13 protein-coding genes, 2 rRNA genes and 1 pseudogene are annotated in these 17,500 nt (G+C 61.6%); all 16 read right to left on the minus strand.

Annotated features, from left to right (window positions below; genetic code table 11):
• Positions 1–49: 49 nt before the first annotated feature.
• On the minus strand, positions 50–2,548 hold the full coding sequence (locus tag AC6H4Z_RS13745; RefSeq protein WP_497542532.1) for an ATP-dependent Clp protease ATP-binding subunit: 2,499 nt from the start codon (positions 2,546–2,548) through the stop codon (positions 50–52).
• Between the two features lie 30 nt (positions 2,549–2,578).
• Entirely contained in the window at positions 2,579–3,589 is a 1,011-nt protein-coding gene (locus tag AC6H4Z_RS13750) for an ATP--guanido phosphotransferase (protein ID WP_497542533.1), read from the minus strand.
• A gap of 71 nt (positions 3,590–3,660) precedes the next feature.
• Positions 3,661–4,155 carry a UvrB/UvrC motif-containing protein gene (locus AC6H4Z_RS13755; protein WP_497542534.1) on the minus strand — a complete coding sequence of 165 codons (495 nt, stop codon included), beginning with the start codon at positions 4,153–4,155 and terminating at the stop codon, positions 3,661–3,663.
• Positions 4,155–4,853 carry an ABC transporter ATP-binding protein gene (locus AC6H4Z_RS13760; RefSeq protein WP_497542535.1) on the minus strand — a complete coding sequence of 233 codons (699 nt, stop codon included), beginning with the start codon at positions 4,851–4,853 and terminating at the stop codon, positions 4,155–4,157. The genes AC6H4Z_RS13755 and AC6H4Z_RS13760 overlap by 1 nt, the downstream gene beginning before the upstream one ends.
• The gene (locus AC6H4Z_RS13765) at positions 4,850–6,106 is read right to left on the minus strand and encodes an FtsX-like permease family protein (protein ID WP_497542536.1); all 1,257 of its coding nucleotides are present in this window, start codon (positions 6,104–6,106) and stop codon (positions 4,850–4,852) included. Before AC6H4Z_RS13765 ends, AC6H4Z_RS13760 begins: the two co-directional genes overlap by 4 nt.
• Positions 6,103–7,626 carry a lysine--tRNA ligase gene (gene lysS / locus AC6H4Z_RS13770; RefSeq protein ID WP_497542537.1) on the minus strand — a complete coding sequence of 508 codons (1,524 nt, stop codon included), beginning with the start codon at positions 7,624–7,626 and terminating at the stop codon, positions 6,103–6,105. The genes AC6H4Z_RS13765 and lysS overlap by 4 nt, the downstream gene beginning before the upstream one ends.
• Positions 7,623–8,757, minus strand: a protein-coding gene (prfB, locus tag AC6H4Z_RS13775; protein WP_497542538.1) for a peptide chain release factor 2 whose coding sequence is annotated in 2 segments (ribosomal slippage) — positions 7,623–8,693 and positions 8,695–8,757 — 1,134 coding nt in all. Because the reading frame shifts where the segments join, the coding sequence is not laid out codon by codon here. The genes lysS and prfB overlap by 4 nt, the downstream gene beginning before the upstream one ends.
• 124 nt (positions 8,758–8,881) lie before the next feature.
• A complete protein-coding gene (locus AC6H4Z_RS13780) occupies positions 8,882–9,238 on the minus strand; it encodes a hypothetical protein (RefSeq protein ID WP_497547088.1) in 357 nt (118 codons plus the stop codon).
• 681 nt (positions 9,239–9,919) lie between these two features.
• Positions 9,920–9,979: pseudogene (locus AC6H4Z_RS13785) on the minus strand (zinc-ribbon domain-containing protein); the annotation flags it as partial.
• Positions 9,976–10,974: a diguanylate cyclase gene (locus AC6H4Z_RS13790; RefSeq protein ID WP_497542539.1), complete on the minus strand. Its 999-nt coding sequence runs from the start codon at positions 10,972–10,974 to the stop codon at positions 9,976–9,978. The gene AC6H4Z_RS13790 and the pseudogene AC6H4Z_RS13785, both read right to left, overlap by 4 nt.
• 110 nt (positions 10,975–11,084) lie before the next feature.
• Complete coding sequence (locus AC6H4Z_RS13795) at positions 11,085–11,894, minus strand: hypothetical protein (RefSeq protein WP_497542540.1); 810 nt, start codon at positions 11,892–11,894, stop codon at positions 11,085–11,087.
• Positions 11,895–11,929: 35 nt separating this feature from the next.
• Entirely contained in the window at positions 11,930–12,919 is a 990-nt protein-coding gene (locus AC6H4Z_RS13800; RefSeq protein WP_497542541.1) for a PorV/PorQ family protein, read from the minus strand.
• The gene (locus AC6H4Z_RS13805; protein ID WP_497542542.1) at positions 12,900–13,067 is read right to left on the minus strand and encodes a Trm112 family protein; all 168 of its coding nucleotides are present in this window, start codon (positions 13,065–13,067) and stop codon (positions 12,900–12,902) included. Before AC6H4Z_RS13805 ends, AC6H4Z_RS13800 begins: the two co-directional genes overlap by 20 nt.
• Complete coding sequence (era, locus tag AC6H4Z_RS13810) at positions 13,064–13,945, minus strand: GTPase Era (protein ID WP_497542543.1); 882 nt, start codon at positions 13,943–13,945, stop codon at positions 13,064–13,066. Before era ends, AC6H4Z_RS13805 begins: the two co-directional genes overlap by 4 nt.
• A gap of 203 nt (positions 13,946–14,148) precedes the next feature.
• A 5S ribosomal RNA gene (gene rrf, locus AC6H4Z_RS13815) occupies positions 14,149–14,265 on the minus strand.
• Positions 14,266–14,372: 107 nt separating this feature from the next.
• A 23S ribosomal RNA gene (locus AC6H4Z_RS13820) occupies positions 14,373–17,334 on the minus strand.
• Positions 17,335–17,500: the final 166 nt, after the last annotated feature.

A 17,500-nucleotide genomic window follows, 5' to 3' on the forward strand; every position in this document is an offset into this window, starting at 1 on the left:
GGCCGGTCGATCCCAAGTGGGATTGACCGGCCGCTTTCCTCGTAAACCTTTACGCCTGGGGTGTCGGCGTCAGCACGCGGAACTCGAGCCGGTCGGCGCCGTCGGGAGCGACGTCGACCTCAATCTCATCCCCCCGCGAGAACTCTCCCATCAGAATCTTCTCCGACAGTGGATCCTCGATGAACTTCTGGATCGCTCTCTTCAGCGGTCGTGCACCGTACTGCTCGTCGTACCCGTGTCCGACGAGGAAGTCTGTCGCCGGCTGAGTGAGCTTGAGAACAAGCTCTTCCTCCGCCAAGCGTTTGCGCACGTCCTTGAGCAGCACGCTGACGATCTGCGAGATGTGCTCGCGGTTGAGCGGATGGAATACGATCACGTCGTCGAGTCGGTTCAGGAATTCCGGGTTGAAGACGTTCTTCAACTCCTCGCGAACCTTCTCTGCCCGCCGTTCCCAGTTCGCCGCGGCGTCACCACTCGTGAAGCCAAGCGACTTGGTCTTGGTGAGATCACGCGCGCCGACGTTCGACGTCATGATCACGACCGTATTCTTGAAGTCGATCACGCGACCGTAGTTGTCGGTCAAGTGACCTTCATCCAACACCTGGAGCAGGATGTTGAACACATCCGGGTGCGCCTTCTCGATTTCGTCGAGCAGGATCACGCTGTACGGCTTGCGGCGAACCGCCTTCGTCAGCGTACCGGAGTCTTCGTATCCCACGTAGCCCGGAGGCGCACCGATGAGGCGCGACACCGAGAACTTCTCCATGTACTCGCTCATGTCCACGCGAATCAGCGCGGACTCGTCGGCGAAGAGGAACTTGGCGAGGGCGCGTGCGAGCTCGGTCTTTCCGACGCCGGTTGGGCCGGAGAACACGAACGAGCCGATGGGTCGGCGAGGATCTTTGAGCCCCGCCCGACTGCGCCGAATCGCCTTCGAGATAGCCCTGATCGCCTCGTCCTGGCCGATCACGGTCTGATGCATTTCGTCTTCCATTCGCAGGAGACGCGCGGTCTCCGCTTCCTGGAGACGCGTCACCGGAATACCCGTCCAGCGGCTGACGATGAAGGAGATCTCCTCCTCGCCGAGCACAGGGCGGTGCGACTGACGCCGCGCTTCCCATTCCGATTGCTTCTGCTTGATGTTGCCCTGAATCTCACGCTCTTTGTCGCGAAGCGACGCCGCGCGCTCGAAGTTCTGATCGCGAACTGCAGCTTCCTTCTCGCCGTTGACCTTCTCGAGGTCGCCCTTGAGCGCCGCAACTTCCGGCGGCGGAGCCTGCGCAGCCAAACGCGCACGCGCGCCGGCTTCGTCGATCACATCGATTGCCTTGTCCGGAAGGAAGCGGTCGGTGATGTAGCGCTCCGACAGCTTCGACGCCGAAACCAGCGTCGAATCAGGAATCGTCACCTTGTGGTGATCCTCGTACTTCTTGCGAAGTCCCTTGAGGATCTCGACCGTCTCGTCCACCGAGGGCGGATCGACGATGACCGTTTGGAAACGGCGCTCGAGCGCTCCGTCCTTCTCGATGTACTTGCGGTATTCGTTGAGCGTAGACGCACCGACGCACTGCAACTCGCCGCGCGCCAGCGCGGGCTTGAGCATGTTGCTCGCATCGATTGCGCCTTCGGCAGCACCCGCACCCACGAGCGTGTGTAGCTCGTCGATGAACAGGATGATCTGCTTGTTCTGCGCGATCTCGTTCATGACCGCCTTGAGGCGCTCTTCGAACTGACCGCGATATTTGGTGCCGGCAATGACCGCCGCCATGTCGAGCGACAGCACGCGATGGTCGCGAAGCGACTCGGGGCACTCACCGTTGGCGATGAGCTGCGCGAGTCCCTCGACAATCGCCGTCTTGCCGACGCCCGGCTCACCGATGAGCACCGGATTGTTCTTCTTCCGGCGGGTGAGCACTTCCATGACACGCTGGATCTCTTTGGCGCGCCCGATCGTTGGATCGAGCTGGCCCTCGGCTGCGAGCTGCGTGAGATCGCGGCAGAAGTGGTCGAGCGCAGGTGTCTTGGATTTGTTCTTTTCGCCCTTCGGCTGGGCCTGGGGCGGCGCGGCACTGCCGCTCGCCTGCTGAGCGCCACCCTGCGGCATTTCAGTGCCGAGGATGCGCAGCGTCTCGGCGCGGGCGGCGTCGAGATTGACGCCCGCGTCGGTCAGGACCTGCGCCGCGATTCCCTTCTCTTCACGAAGGAGACCGAGCAGCAAGTGTTCCGTGCCGACGTAGCTGTGATTGAGTTCGCGCGCTTCGCTCATGGCGAGCTCGAGCACCTTTTTGGCGCGCGAAGTATAGGGAAGATCGGGTCCGGTCGTTTGACCGGCTTTTCCCTTCTTCACCGTCTCCTCGATCTTTTGCTGAATGTCGTCGAGTTCGACGCTGAGGTTTTGCAGCACCGTTGCTGCAACGCCTTCACCCTCGCGGATCAGACCGAGCAGGATATGCTCGGTCCCCACGTACTCATGGTGGAGACGCGCGGCTTCCTCGCGAGCCATCGCGAGTACTTTCCTCACCCTTTCAGTGAAGTTATAGCCGTTCATAGTTCCCTCACATCCGGGTCATGGTAGCGTTTAGCCAACCGAGCCCGCTTCCTCTTCTAGCGCTTTACGCACATAGCGTGCGCGCGCCAGGTTGGTTTCGCTTTCCGTGAGCGCTCGACCTTCGGCGAAGGCCAAGTGTGCGGCTTGCGAAAATATCAGGAGCTTGTTGAGGGTATATACACTGAGGGTACTGATCAGTTTCAGCCCGACCGCCAGCCGAACGCCGCTGAGGTAATTCATCGCCTCGTCAAACGTGAGGCTGCGTGCGTATCGAAGCGTGCCGTATGCGCGCCAAAGCTTGTCCTCGATAATATAACCCGCATCTCGCAAGAGCACACGACGAGCTTCCGCCTCTCGCTCGACGACGTGGCCGACGACGCGTAACAGTTGGTCGAGGAGTTCCTCCTCCGAGCGGCCCAAGGTGGTCTGGTTGGAAATCTGAAAGAAATTTCCCACCACCTCGCTCCCCTCTCCATACAACCCGCGATACGTCAGTCCCATTTGCTGCAAACTGGCTAAAACCTTTCCTATCTCCTTGGTCAGAACGAGCCCAGGAAGATGAATCAGAACCGAGCCCCGCATTCCCGTCCCAACGTTCGTGGGACAAGCCGTCAGAAAGCCAAACTCGTTGTGATACGAGTATGGAAGTCGCGCGCCTAAGTCACGGTCCAGCTTATCGATGGCCGCGAACGCCTCCTGTAGAGCGAAACCTGACCGGAGCGCCTGAAGCCGCAGGTGGTCCTCTTCGTTGACCATCACACCCAGGCCGTCGGCCAGGAACACCGCCGCACCCGTCCGAAGCGGGTGCTGGGCGTCGATCCCCGCCAACTCTTTGCTCACCAGGTGTCGCTCGTGAAGGAGCGCCCTGGCCGTCGGCGGGAGCTCGTCCAAGCGATACAGCACAGCCTGCTGCAGCGCCGAGACGGAACCGACCGCCTCACGCACCTGGGACAGTACGCGCAACCGCTCGCCATCTCGAGCCCGACCCGTAAACGCATAGCCATCGACGTTCCGCGCCAGGCGAATTCGCGTCGACAGCACGATGTCCGAATGCGCACCCGATGCGTCGAGCCAACCAACGCCACCGTCGGGAAGAAGAGAGAGATCCATGCTCACTCCATCACCCGAATGCGGTCACGTAGATCGGCCGCCAACTCGAACTGTTCGCTTTCCACCGCGCGCCGAAGACGATCCTTGAGCTCTCCCAACACCGCAGAGCGTTCGAGCGTCTCCGACATCGGCGGCTGATACGATCGACCAACGTGTCGATGGTTGCCGTGCACACGACGCAGCAGCTCGCGAATGCCCGCTTCAAAATTCGAGTAGCAGCGCGCGCAGCCCCAGCGTCCCGTCGCGCGAAAATCCGCCATCGTCGTGTTACAGAACGCGCAACGCGCGCCGCCAGCGCCACCCTCAGTCGGCGCTGCCGTCTGCTGGTGCACCGCCTGAAGAAATTCGCCCAACGGATGCTTGGGCATCGCCGCCGGCGTCTCGATTCCCCGCTCGGCCGCGCAGCGATCACAGAGGTGCACCTGATGGACGGCATTGTTCTCGATCGTCGTCAGGTGCACTTCGGCATCGCGCTCACGGCAGCTGTCGCACAGCATCAGGGAACGACCTCGCTCACGTCCGTATCGGCCAACCGACCGTCCTCCAACAACAACGTCCGGTCGGCACGCGCGGCAAGCGAGCGATTGTGCGTCGCAATCACCATCGCAATCTCCAGATCACGCGACAACTCGGCGAATAGATCGTGCAGTCGCTCACTGTTCATGTGATCGAGATTGCCCGACGGCTCGTCGGCCAACAGCACCGCGGGATCGATCGCCAATGCGCGCGCGACGGCAGTGCGTTGCTGCTCCCCGCCCGACAACTCTGCCGGCCGATGACGCACACGCCCTTCGAGCCCGACGCGCGCGAGCAAGCTCTGCGCACGAACGCGCGCGCGCTCGTCGTCCCATCCGGCGATGCGCAGTGGCATCATCACGTTCTCCAGCGCCGTGAATTCACGGAGCAGGTGATGAAACTGAAACACGAACCCGATCGACCGATTCCGCAGAGCCGACAGCTGATCGTCTGTTCGCCCAGCCAGAGCCTCACCCGCAACGCGAACGCTGCCTCGAGTTGGTTGGTCGAGCGCGCCGAGCAACTGCAAGAGCGTGCTCTTGCCCGTGCCGCTCGCGCCGACGACAGCCACCATCTGGCCTCGCGACACCTGGAGGTTCACGCCGTCGAGCACGGTGATCGTCCCGCCGTCGCCGCCGGTGTAGACCTTCGCTAGATCAACCGCCTCCAGCACGATCATTCGTGTCGAATCGCCTCCACGGGGTACAACCGCGCCGCCTGTCGGGCGGGATAGATCGTCGCAACCGCTGCGACGGCCAAGCTGGCTAACACGATCAGCGTCACGTCTCCCGCCTGAATCGAAATCGGCAGGTGGTCAATGAAATATACGGACGGATCCAGACGGATGAGTCGCCGTCCGTCGATCAGCATCGCCGCCGCGACACCAATGATCAGACCTGCGGTCGTCCCGATCACTCCAATCACCAAGCCTTGCGCGAAAAACACCCGGCGAATCGACGACGCCCGCATGCCCATCGCCCGCAAAATACCGATCTCGCGGGTCTTGTCTGTCACCACCATCACCAGCGTGCTGATGATGTTGAACGCCGCGATCAGCACGATCAACAACAGGATCACTCCCATGCCGAGCTTTTCGAGCTTGAGCGCGCTGAACAGCGAGTTGTTCTGTTGGTGCCAGTCGACGACGCGATACGGCATGCCCAACGTGTCCTGCAACTGGGCGGCAACCAGCGGCGCATCGTTGCGCGTTTTGGTTTTCACTTCAATGCCCGTCACCGACGGACCGAGCTGCGCCAACTCCCGCGCCTGATCGAGCGAGATGATCACGTACCGATCGTCGTACTCGAACATTCCCGTATCGAAGATCGCCGTCACCTGAAAGAACTTGGTAATCGGCTTCGGCATTCCCGTGGCTGGATCGATCTCATTAGAGATCGTGATCAGCTGGATCGAGTCGACGCCGGGTACCACGTTGAGGCGATCGGCCAACTTCGTACCGAGCGCAGCGCCGCGATACTTTCCATCGGGCGTTTGAAAGGAAAAATCGCCCGCGGTGGCGTGTTTGCGAATGGCCGTCACCTGCGGCACGCCGGCGCCGTCCGGCGGGATGCCCTCGACGATCGCGGCGTCGAAATACTTTCGCTTCGCGGCACGCACCACCGCCTGCGTATGAACGAACGGTCCCGCTGAAACGACTCCCGGTTGGCGCCGGATCGTTTCGAGGGCCTTGTTCCAGTCGTTCATCACCATGTCCTCACCCCAGGTGAGAACGCGCACATCGGGACTGCCAATGAGAATCTTCTCACGAAGATCATCCTGCAGGCCCGTCATGACGCCCATGATGACGATGAGCGCACTCACCGCCACGGTGACCCCGCCAATCGAGATGAGGCTGATCAGCGACAGCAGCTTTGAACCACGACGGCTGCGTAGATATCGCGACGCAAGCCCCCACTCGAGACGAGTCTTCATTCCGGTCGCAGCGTTGGAAAAAGAATCACGTCGCGAATATTCGGCGTGTTGGTGAGGTACATGAACAACCGGTCGAGCCCAACGCCCACGCCGCCCATTGGCGGCATGCCGTACTCCATGGCCCGCAGATAGTCCTCGTCGACACCCGATGCCTCGTCATCGCCGGCAGCCTTGAGGCGCGCCTGCGCTTCGAACCGACGACGTTGATCGATCGGATCATTGAGCTCGCTGAACGCATTCGCCAACTCGCGGCCACGGGCAAACAGCTCGAACCGCTCAGTCAGCAGCGGGTTGCCGCGCTTGGGCTTGGCCAATGGCGATAGTTCCACCGGATAGTCGACGACGAACGTCGGCTCCACGAGCTTCGATTCGACCAACGCTTGGAACATTTCATCCAGCAGTTTGGGACGGCTCAGATTCTCCACCTTCTGAACACCAACACGCTTCGCCGCGTTCCGTACTGCCGCATCATCCATCGTCATTGTGTCCGCGCCGAGCGCTGCGTTGAGCGACGGGACCCACTCGATGCGCGGGAACGGCGGGCGCAGCTCCGGCACGCCCTCGCTTCCGTGCTCGACCGCGCCCTGCACGTCGGGCGGCGCCCAGCCAGCCCGAACGGCGTCGGCAGCCCGAACCACCAGGGACTCTACCCGTGACATCATCACGGTGTAGTCCGCATAGGCCTCGTAGAACTCGAGCATCGTAAACTCCGGATTGTGCGTCCGATCGATGCCCTCGTTTCGAAAGTCATGCCCAATCTCATACACACGGTCGAAACCGCCCACCACCAATCGCTTGAGATACAGCTCGTCCGCAATGCGCAGGTACAGCGGCATATCGAGCGCGTTGTGGTGCGTGATGAACGGACGGGCCGTGGCGCCACCGTACAGCGGCTGCAGCACCGGTGTTTCGACCTCGAGATAATCGAGCTCGTCGAGCGCACGGCGGATCTCTGCCGTCATGCGCGAACGCGCGCGAAACAGCGACCGCACTTCCGGGTGCACCGCGAGATCCGCATACCGCTGTCGATACCGTTGCTCGGGATCAGAGAATCCTGAATGGCGCACGGTCACGCCCTCCACGACTTCCTCTTTGCCAAACGGCAGCGGACGTAGCGATTTTGCGAGCAGATGCACTTCAGTGGCGCGCACCGTCACTTCGCCGGTGCGAGTTCTGAACAACGGCCCAGCGACGCCAATCACGTCGCCAATGTCGAACAGGTCGAGCGTCGAGTAGGTCTCGTCGCCCAGCTGGTCCTTCTTGAAGTACAGCTGAATGCGACCCGTGTCATCGGCGAGATGCGCGAACGTTGTCTTTCCGTGCGCGCGCCACGCAACCACGCGGCCTGCCACGCGCACCGTCGCGCCTTCCTCCTGCTGTCCTTCCGGGTGCGATGCGATCGCATCGGCCGCATGATGCGTACGATCGAACGAGTACGCGAACGGCGTGATTCCGCGCTCGGCGAGTGCATCGAGCTTCTCGCGGCGTGCGCGCTGGACGAAGTTGAGATCCTCGCTCACGCGGCAGCACTCCCATCAGAGGCTCCGCTCGGCGCGCCGAGCGACGAGAGATACGCTTCGATGAAGGGATCGATGTCGCCGTCCATGACGCGTTGCACGTCTGGAATCTTCAGCTCGGTGCGGTGATCGTTGACCATCGTGTACGGTTGAAAGACGTAGCTGCGAATCTGGCTGCCGAAACTCACGTCGCTCTTGGTCGCATCCAACTCGGCCTTCTTCTTCGCCTGCTTGTCCGCCTCGAGTTGATAGAGACGGTTCTTCAACTGCTTCATCGCCGTCGCTTTGTTCTTGTGCTGCGAACGCTCCGCCTGCGATGACGTGACAATCCCGGACGGAATATGCGTCAGTCGGACCGCGGAGCTCGTCTTGTTGACGTGCTGCCCCCCGGCACCGGACGCGCGGAACACGTCCATCTTGATGTCCTCGTCGCGGATTTCGATGTTGATCTCGTTGTCGACCACGGGATAGACGAAGGCCGACGCAAAGCTCGTATGACGTCGCGCCTGCGCATCAAACGGAGAGATGCGAACGAGACGATGGACGCCGGCTTCCGCCTTGAGAAATCCGTAGGCGTACAGCCCCTTGATCTCGAGCACGGCGCCCTTGATTCCCGCTTCTTCGCCTTCGCTCAGATCGAGAATTTCGACGACGTATCCCTTTCGTTCCGCCCATCGCGTGTACATGCGCATGAGCATCTGCGCCCAGTCCTGCGCTTCGGTCCCTCCGGCGCCAGCGCTGATCTCGAGCTGCGCGTCGCGGAAATCGTCTGGACCAGACAGCAGTGATCGCAAACGGAACGCTTCGATCTCGTTGCCCAGCGCCGTAGACTCACGCTCGACTTCGGCCGACAGCTCTTCGTCTGGCTCTACCGCGAGCATCTCTTCGAGCTCGCTCGCGCTCTGCACTCGACCGCTGATCGCTTCAAACGGTTCGAGCCAGCTCTTCAGCGCTTTCACTTGCTGGACAACAGCCTGTGCGCCCTGTTGGTCACCCCAAAACCCGGGCGCGGACATGCGCTCCTCGAACTGCCTCAGCGTGTTCTGCTTGGCATCCAGGTCAAAGGTACCTCCTGAGCTCCGCAAGACGCTCGGCATACTGCCTGAGCTGTCGCGCGCGCTCGCTTTCGGCCATCTGACTCTCCGGTATGACACGAGCCGTCCTGCGCTACTGGCAGACGGCTCGTGTGTGAAGTCTCGTCTCTGTTGAAGATAGCGGCAAAGGGTGAGGCAGCATACCCCGACGCCGCTCGCGTGTTCTAGAACATCTTCTGACCGGCGGCGAGAATCTCGTTCAACGCATCTTGGAAATGCGTCGTGGAGTCGGCGAAATCTCTGCCCACCTGATCGACGTATTCCTCGTAGCTCTTCTTGATTTCCTCACGGAACAGATCGCGCAACGTTCCGTCGCGCAGTCCTTCATCGCGCCGCTGCGGAAAGTACGTCACCAAATCGGAAATCAACGCGCGTGACAACCGACGCGCCTTTGCATTCGGATCGTTCGCGAGGAACGGATTGATCGGTGCGCGCGTCGGCGTCGGCGCACTACCAGCCGGCGCAGTCGGCCGCGGCGCGGCTGGCGGTGCCGCGATGGGCGCCTGCGGTGCCTGCGGCATCGCCGGAGCGACCGGAGCTGGCGGCAGCGACGACGCGCCTGATGGCCGACTCGGGGCCGCTGGACGCGCCAATGGCGGCGTCATTGGCGGTGCTGCGGGACGTCCGATGCCAGCCGCAGGCATGGGGCTCCGCGGCGGGAGACCGGTTGGCCGAGCGGGCGTGGCCGGCGGCATTGGGGCGGCGGATGCGCTGGGCGTGGGACCGGCCGGCCGCGGCGGAAACATCGCCGGGCGGCTGGCCGCCGGCGTGGCCCGCGGCGGCACGAGCGGTCGCGCTGGTGTGAGCGGCGCGGCAGGAGTTGGCGTGCGCGGAACAGCACGCGGCTGCACTGGCGGTTGCGGCGCGACGGGCGCTACCGAGGTCGGCACCGGTGGCGTCGGTGACCTCGGGGGTGCAACGGCCGGCGTTGAACGTGCGCCGGGTGCGGGAGCCGATGCCGCCGCGTTCGATCGCGGAGCAGTCGACGCGGTCGACTGCATCGCATGGAACGGTACCGTCGGCGCATCATACGCGGGCGCGGGCGCCGACGGAACGATGGTTGGCGCACTCGGCGCACGTTGCGCCCTCGGCACCGATGCACCGATTCGACTCGGCGGCCCGAACTCGTCTTCGATCGACGACCCGACGCCGACAGTGATCACGCCGCCACACACCGAGCAGCGCGCGCGAATGCCGCCCGCAGGAACCTTGGCGGGATCGACTCGAAAAACGGACTGACACTCCGGACAGTGAACGTTCACTTCGCCTCCGTGGCCGACGTCACTCGCCGCGATTCCGATCCCGCCATCTCCGGCGGCGGCGGCGCGTCGGTGCGCCGATCGATCGAATACACGGACCCAGGGAGCGTCTTGGCGTAGCTCTTCATTTCGGTCGCGAGCGCGCTCACCTGCGCCGCGTGCGTGAACCGCCGGCGCTCGTTCGTCACCACTCCGATCGACACCGTCATCAATGGTACACGATGAAGCTGTCCACGGCGATCCTTGCCGAAAAAATACCCGGCGCGTCGATCGGGTTCGGAATACTGGAACGGGATGAGCGTGTCGAACACCGAAACGATTTCGGTGCACACTTCGTTCACATCCGCGAGCGGAATGATGTAGATGAAATCGTCGCCGCCGATGTGCCCCACGAAGCCGTCTTCGCGGCAAATGCCCTTCACGACGTCGTGGAGAATCTGTGCGAGGATTCGAATGACACGATCGCCTTCGTAGTACGAATACCGATCGTTGAATTCCTTGAAGTGATCGAGGTCCGCGTAACACGTCGCAAAGAGCGTGTTGAGCGCGAGACGTCGTCCGATCTCCGATTCGATCTCCACGGCGCCTGGAAGGCGCGTCGACGGATGCACGTACAGATCGCGATCGGATCGACGCAGCATGGCGTCGAGGCGAATCGTCGCCTCGGCGGGATCGGCCGGGTCTCGAATCACTTCATCGCCGCCAGCGCGAAAGCCGGCGTCGAATGACTGCGGATCGTTCGCCGAAATGACCACGGCGGGCACTACGCCGGTGTACGAATCACTCTTGACTCGGCGAAGCGCGTCGAGGACCTCGGCCGGTCGACGACGACTATCGAACACCACGACTCGCGGTCGGCTGCGGAGCGATGCGCCCATGAGCGTATCCGCGTCCGTCACGGTCACGATCGGAACCCCCAGCGCGTCGAGCCATCGCTGCACCACTTCGGGCGGAGCGACGCCATCGGGCGAGTACAAGATCGCGCTTGTCTTAGCCACTAATGTGTGGAGGGGTGTCAGGCGTAAGGCGCCATAATATGGCCGCCGTTGAGTGAAGTCAACTTATGATAGCGACAGCAGTTGCGAGCTTAATGGTGCTGTGACTTGGCTCACCACGGAACGCTCGCGCCAAGCCTTGTCGATCCGTCGGTTCCGTGCTGCACCTGGAGCCGAAACGTCGTAAACGCGTCCACCATACTGAGGAAGTGATTCGCGCCAACCAGCAGCAGGTCGCGGATTGCAGCGCGGTTCGCGTCGTTCCGCTTGTCGGTGTAGCGCTTGAAGATATCCCACTCGAATTGGTGATCATGCCACGACCAGCGGAATTCCGGCTTGATCGCCACCTGCTCGTACGCTGCGAGCGCTTCGGCCTGTGTCGGATACACGCTCTGTAGCGTTTCCCAACGCTTCCCATTGTACGTCGTCGGATCAGTCTCCGGCACGACCGGCCCGCTCGTGGTCTTGCTATAGACGCCGCTCTCGAGCGCGTCGCGCATCCATTCGTAGTATGCCCAGTTCGCGTCGGGGAATGTCGTCGTGTAGTGAGCGCGTGCCACGTCGCGTGCGATTTCTTTAAACTGCCGCTCGCGATCTTTTCGATCGTTGATATCCTTGGCGTACATCCACCACGCCAGCGCCTCGACCGCGAGATAGCCGACGAATCGGTCGTCGCCCAGCAGGATTTGACCAGAGCCTGGCACGACCGCTGACGCGAGCGGTGAGTATTTCCGCAAATGGCTCGGCGCCTGAAATGGGGCGAGCATCCGGTGCAACGCTGTCGCGCTTTCGAATTGCAGCGAGCGCACATCGTCAGTCGCGGCATTCGAGCCAACAGAGTCTCGCCCGCGCTCACGAACGCCAGCGCGGACTCCATCGAGACTTTGCGCGCGCGCTACCACCGCGCCGGCCGCGAAACTCATCGCGACCGCAACAACAAGCGCGCGCACCGCCCGCATTAGAACCCGTACCGGATCGAGAGGTACGTGAACTTGTTTCCCGTATCGCCGCCGACGTCGCTCAGGAACTGAGCAAAGTCGAGCCGCCACCGTGCGAACGACGCCCCCGCACCGACCGTCGGCCCCGATCCGGTCGGGCCACTGAAAACGTACCCAGCGCGCGCGTGATACAGCTTCACCCACGAGAACTCACCGCCAACGTTGAAACCCGGGCTTCCTACGCCGTTGAGTCGCGAGACTACGTCGGCGGCAATGCGCACGCCGGCGTCCGGGTAGGCCTTCATGCGCGGCGTGAACTGAATGCCGATGTCAGCCCGACTCGGGAGCGGATCCGCTTGCGGCGAATCGTTGACTTGGAGCGGGAATCCAACATTGCGTACCGTCGCGCCGATGACGAACAGCGAATCCTTCGTGACGATATACTGCCCGCCGACATCGATCGCGCCAGTAATCGGCCGACTCTGTGAGACGGTCTCGACCTGACCTGTCGTGCTGAAATTGAGCGCCAGCAATTTCAAACTGAGTCCAAAGGCCAGGCGGTCACCAAACGGCGCGGCGATCGTTGCCGCGGCGATGTTCGTCGAATTGCGAAAGCTACCCGTTTTCACATCGCCCTGAATGGCATCTTGCTCGCCGGCATCTACGTAGCGAAAGCTCACGCCAAACGAAATGATGTGCGGCATCGGATACACGAAACCGACGCTGACGTCTGTCGCGTCAGGGACCGCGCCACCAGTGACGATGTTGAAATTCAGTTCGCGCGAGCCTCGCGCGATTAGCGCCGGATTCCACCACAGCGCCTCCGTGCCCGTAGCACTCGCCGCCGCGGCTTGACCCATGCCGAGAACGCGAGCGCCGTTTGGACGCACAAAGTCCGGCGCGCCTTCAACCGGGTTCCCGGTCTGCGCGCGACTCACCCGGCTCGCGCCGAGTACGAGGCAACACCCAGCAACGAATCGCCACGACACGTTAGAGCGGCGTGGCCTCATCGATGAGCATAATGGGGATCCCGTCGCGAATCGCGTAGCGAAGACGACAGGTATGGCAGATCAATGCCGCTTCCGTCTCGCGATACTCGAGCGCGCCCTTGCACTTGGGGCACACGAGAATGGCGAGAAGCTGTGGGGAGACGGTCATGACGAGCGGTCCTCGGGGAGCTTGTAGCCCAATCGGTTCAGTGCGTGCGGGTTGCGTCGCCAATTCGGAAGGACCTTCACCCACAAGTCGAGATACACGCGCGAACCGATCAGCGTTTCAATCTTCTGTCGCGCCTCGCGTCCGATGGAACGGACGCGTTGCCCTCCGGCGCCGATGAGGATTTGCTTCTGGCTGTCGCGCTCGACGTGGAGGACTGCTCGAATGTACACAGGCGACTGCGATTCGCGGAACTCCTCAATTTCGCAAGCCACGCTGTACGGAACCTCGTCGTCGAGCTGCTCGAGCGCCGTTTCGCGTACGAGCTCTCCGACGAAGAACCGGACTGTCTGTGTGCTGAGTTCATCCTCCGGATAGAGGAACGGGCTTTCGGGCAGCATCGCGGACAGTGCAACGAGTAGCGCGTCCACTCCCTCGCCCGTGCTGGCAGCGATGAAGTGTGCGTCGGGCTCTCGTTCGCGGAGCGACTCACGCTGACCGTCGTTGAGAAGGTCGGTCTTGTTGATCGCCAGAACGACGGGCGCGCGGACGGGCTGTTCGAGCTGCGCGACTTCAGTGAGCGGCGCGGGCGGTCCTTCCCAGCCGTCCACGAGATAGAGCACGACGTCGGCCTCGTTCAGAGCGGCGAGCGCAGTGCCGCGCATCGATTGCTGCAGCGGGTACCGCGGGTTCAGGAGCCCCGGCGTGTCGAGGAAGATCATTTGCGCGTCGTCGGTGGTCTTGATGCCAACGATGCGATCGCGCGTCGACTGCGGCTTCGGGCTGACGATGCTCAGTTTTTCGCCGACGATGCGGTTCAGGAGCGTGGATTTTCCGGCATTCGGCTTTCCGACGACGGTGATGATGCCGGCTTTAGGCATATGGGAAAGCTAGTGGCGTGTGCGCAGACAATAGACGACAGGGATGTGAGATGGACACGGCGCGCGTGAGGCGTTCGGCGTGCGGCGTTCGGTTTGCGGGCGTTGAGGCGTGAGGCGTTCGATGTGCGGGCGTGCGGCGTGAGACGTCGGTCCTAGAAAGCACAATGCCCCCTGGCGGGAAGCCAGGGGGCATTGCAAAGAGGTGCCGGCGACGGCCTACTCTCCCGCGCTCTCGCGAGCGGAGTACCATCGGCGCTGTAGGGCTTAACGATCGTGTTCGGAATGGGAACGAGTGTGGCCCCTACGCTCTGGTCGCCAGCGTAATACGTCAGTTGTAATGACGACGGAAGGTGTGGTAGATCGGAATTTCGAATTCCCTTAAAGATCGTGTTGCTCTGCTTGCAGTTGCTTGTTTCCCAAATTGGGAGTAGTCAAGCCGTACGGGCGATTAGGACCGCTGCGCTTGGAACGGATTGCTCCGCGTCCACGGGCGGCCTATCGACGGGATGGTCTGTCCCGGCCCTTCAAGAGGCTCAAGGCCTCGGGAGAGTTCATCTTGGGGCGTGCTTCCCACTTAGATGCTTTCAGCGGTTATCACAGCCGACCATCGCTACCCGGCGGTGCCCTTGGCAGGACAACCGGGACACGAGCGGGTCGTCCGACTCGGTCCTCTCGTACTAGAGTCCGCTCCCCTCAACTCTCCAACGCCCACGACGGATACAGACCGAACTGTCTCACGACGTTCTGAACCCAGCTCATGTACCACTTTAACCGGCGAACAGCCGGACCCTTGGGACCTTCTCCAGCCCCAGGATGTGATAAGCCGACATCGAGGTGCCAAACCGCGCCGTCGATGTGAACTCTCGGGCGCGATAAGCCTGTTATCCCCAGCGTACCTTTTATCCGTTGCGCGATAGCCGCTCCACCCCGGGCTACCGGATCACTACGGCCCACTTTCGTGGCGGCTCGATCCGTCGATCTCACCGTCAGGCTGGCTTCTGCCGTTACACTCTAGAAGCGCGAGTACCGTCCGCGCTGAGCCAACCTTGCGCGCGCCTCCGTTACTGTTTCGGAGGCGACCGCCCCAGTCAAACTGCCCACCTGCCACGGTCCCAGAAAGGGTGTGCCTTCCGTGGTGAGGGCGTCGCACGACGCAGGGTGGTATTTCACTGATGTCTCCCCGGAAGCTAGCGCCCCCGGATCATCGACTCCCACCTATGCTACACAGCGATGTGCAACGACCAATGACAAGCTGCAGTAAAGGTGCATGGGGTCTTTTTGTCCTGTCGCGGGGACTCGGAATCCTCACCGAGACTGCAATTTCGCCGAGCACGTGGTCGAGACAGTGCCCAAGTCGTTACGCCATTCGTGCAGGTCGGAACTTACCCGACAAGGAATTTCGCTACCTTAGGACCGTTATAGTTACGGCCGCCGTTTACCGGGGCTTCGGCTCAAAGCTTCGAGAGCAAGCTCTCTAACCTCTCCCCTTAACCTTCCGGCACCGGGCAGGCGTCAGTGTGTATACGGCGCCTTGTGCGGCTTGGCACACACCTGTGTTTTTGCTAAACAGTCGCTTGGGCCGATTCGCTGCGACCTACGAAAGCTTCATTGTACATGTCACCTTCGTAGGCATCCCTTCTTCCGAAGTTACGGGATCATTATGCCGAGTTCCTTGACCACGTTTCACTCGTTCACCTGAGGCTGCTCGCCTCACCCACCTGTGTCGGTTTACGGTACGGACGTCTTGCAACTCCCCCGAAAGCTTTTCTCGCCTGTCGACTCCACACGACGTGCACTTGGGTTGCCCCGCGTACTTGTGATCAGGTCTCGACGATTTTTAAGGTCATCTACACCCTTCAACGGCCATCCACAAAGCCGCTCGTGCTTCGTTCCAGTGTCCCTCTCGGCTTCAACGTTGCAACACGGGACGGGAATTTCAACCCGTTTACCATCGGCTACGCCTCTGGGGCCTCACCTTAGGCTCCGCCTCACCCTGCGCTGATTGCCATGGCGCAGGAACCCTTGGGTTTCCGGTGTCTGAGGTTTTCACTCAGATTTGCGCGTACTCATTCCGGCATCCTCACTTCTGGTCGCTCCAGGCCAACGTTTGCCACGGGCCCTTCACTGCTCCCAGAACGCTCCCCTACCCCTCATTCAAAGAATGAAGGCCAAGCTTCGGCGGGCCGCTTAATCCCGACCATTCTCGGCGCAATCACGCTGGACGAGTGAGCTATTACGCACTCTTTAAAGGAATGGCTGCTTCTAAGCCAACCTCCTCGTTGTCACGGCACGATCACATCCTTCGCTATACTCAGCGGCCACTTCGGGGCCTTAGCTGTGGCTCTGGGTTCTTTCCCTCTCGCCGTTGGACATTATCGCTCAACGACTGCCTCCCGAGGTCCATCGGTCAGGTATTCGGAGTTTGGTTGGGGTTGGTAGGCCGCTCTGGCCCCCGCGCCCATCCAGTCGCTCTACCCCCTGCCGACATGTCTCGAGGCTCTACCTCAATAGATTTCGGGGAGAACCAGCTATCTCCAGGCTTGATTGGCCTTTCACCCCTACCCACAAGTCATCCGAGCGGTTTTCAACCCACACCGGTTCGGGCCTCCACTGCGTGTTACCGCAGCTTCACCCTGCTCATGGGTAGATCGCCCTGGCTTCGGGTCTGCACCCGGGTACTCTCGACGCCCTCGTTACAGGACTCGCTTTCGCTCTGGCTCCGCTGGTGACCAGCTTAGCCTCGCACCCGAGTAGCAACTCGCCGGATCATAATGCAAAAGGCACGCAGTCAGAGAACATCCAGGGCGAACCCCAGAGTCTCCTCCTACCGCTTGTAGGCATGTGGTTTCAGGATCTCTTTCACTCCCCGCACGGGGGTGCTTTTCACCTGTCCCTCACGGTACTCGTCCACTATCGGTCACACGGGAGTCTTTAGCCTTGGAGGGTGGTCCCCCCAGCTTCACGCCCGGACTCTCGTACCGGGCGTTACTCAGGAACTCCACCTCGATTGACCCATCGGCTTCGGCTACCGGGCTGTCACCGTCTCGGGCGCCCCGTTCCAAGGGACTTCGCCTGCCTTCGTCAATCGATCCTGTGGGTCCTACAACCCCAGTCCCACAAGGAGACTGGTTTAGGCTGAGGCCCGTTCGCTCGCCGCTACTAGGGCCATCTCACTTGATTTCTCTTCCTCGAGGTACTGAGATGTTTCAGTTCCCCCGGTTCGCTCCGTTCGAAAACGGTGATGGGACTCGCATCCCAACGGGTTGCCCCATTCGGCCATCTCGGGATCAGTGCGTGTGTGCCGCTCCCCCGAGCTTATCGCAGCTTACCACGGCCTTCATCGCCTCCGTGTGCCCAGGCATCCCCCACATGCCTTCACTCGCTTGACTACAAAGTCTGTATTCAAGCAGAGCTCCTACGATCTAACTATTACAACATTTCGAGTGACAATCGTCTACGTCAAACAAGACGTCTTACAGACGTGCTGCTGGACGAAATAGAAAGTCCTCAATAAGGATTCTAAATCCGCGATCTACCACTACTTCCGTTGTCAAA

Source organism: Leucogemmata humicola (genome assembly GCF_055379415.1).

Bases quoted from the DNA above. Each gene is read 5' to 3' on its own strand.
- AC6H4Z_RS13755 (WP_497542534.1), bottom strand. From the start codon at position 4,155: ATGCTGTGCGACAGCTGCCGTGAGCGCGATGCCGAAGTGCACCTGACG.
- AC6H4Z_RS13795 (WP_497542540.1), bottom strand. From the start codon at position 11,894: ATGAGTTTCGCGGCCGGCGCGGTGGTAGCGCGCGCGCAAAGTCTCGAT.
- era (WP_497542543.1), bottom strand. From the start codon at position 13,945: ATGCCTAAAGCCGGCATCATCACCGTCGTCGGAAAGCCGAATGCCGGA.
- AC6H4Z_RS13805 (WP_497542542.1), bottom strand. From the start codon at position 13,067: ATGACCGTCTCCCCACAGCTTCTCGCCATTCTCGTGTGCCCCAAGTGC.
- AC6H4Z_RS13800 (WP_497542541.1), bottom strand. From the start codon at position 12,919: ATGAGGCCACGCCGCTCTAACGTGTCGTGGCGATTCGTTGCTGGGTGT.
- AC6H4Z_RS13765 (WP_497542536.1), bottom strand. From the start codon at position 6,106: ATGAAGACTCGTCTCGAGTGGGGGCTTGCGTCGCGATATCTACGCAGC.
- AC6H4Z_RS13780 (WP_497547088.1), bottom strand. From the start codon at position 9,238: ATGCCGCAGGCACCGCAGGCGCCCATCGCGGCACCGCCAGCCGCGCCG.
- AC6H4Z_RS13745 (WP_497542532.1), bottom strand. From the start codon at position 2,548: ATGAACGGCTATAACTTCACTGAAAGGGTGAGGAAAGTACTCGCGATG.
- AC6H4Z_RS13760 (WP_497542535.1), bottom strand. From the start codon at position 4,853: ATGATCGTGCTGGAGGCGGTTGATCTAGCGAAGGTCTACACCGGCGGC.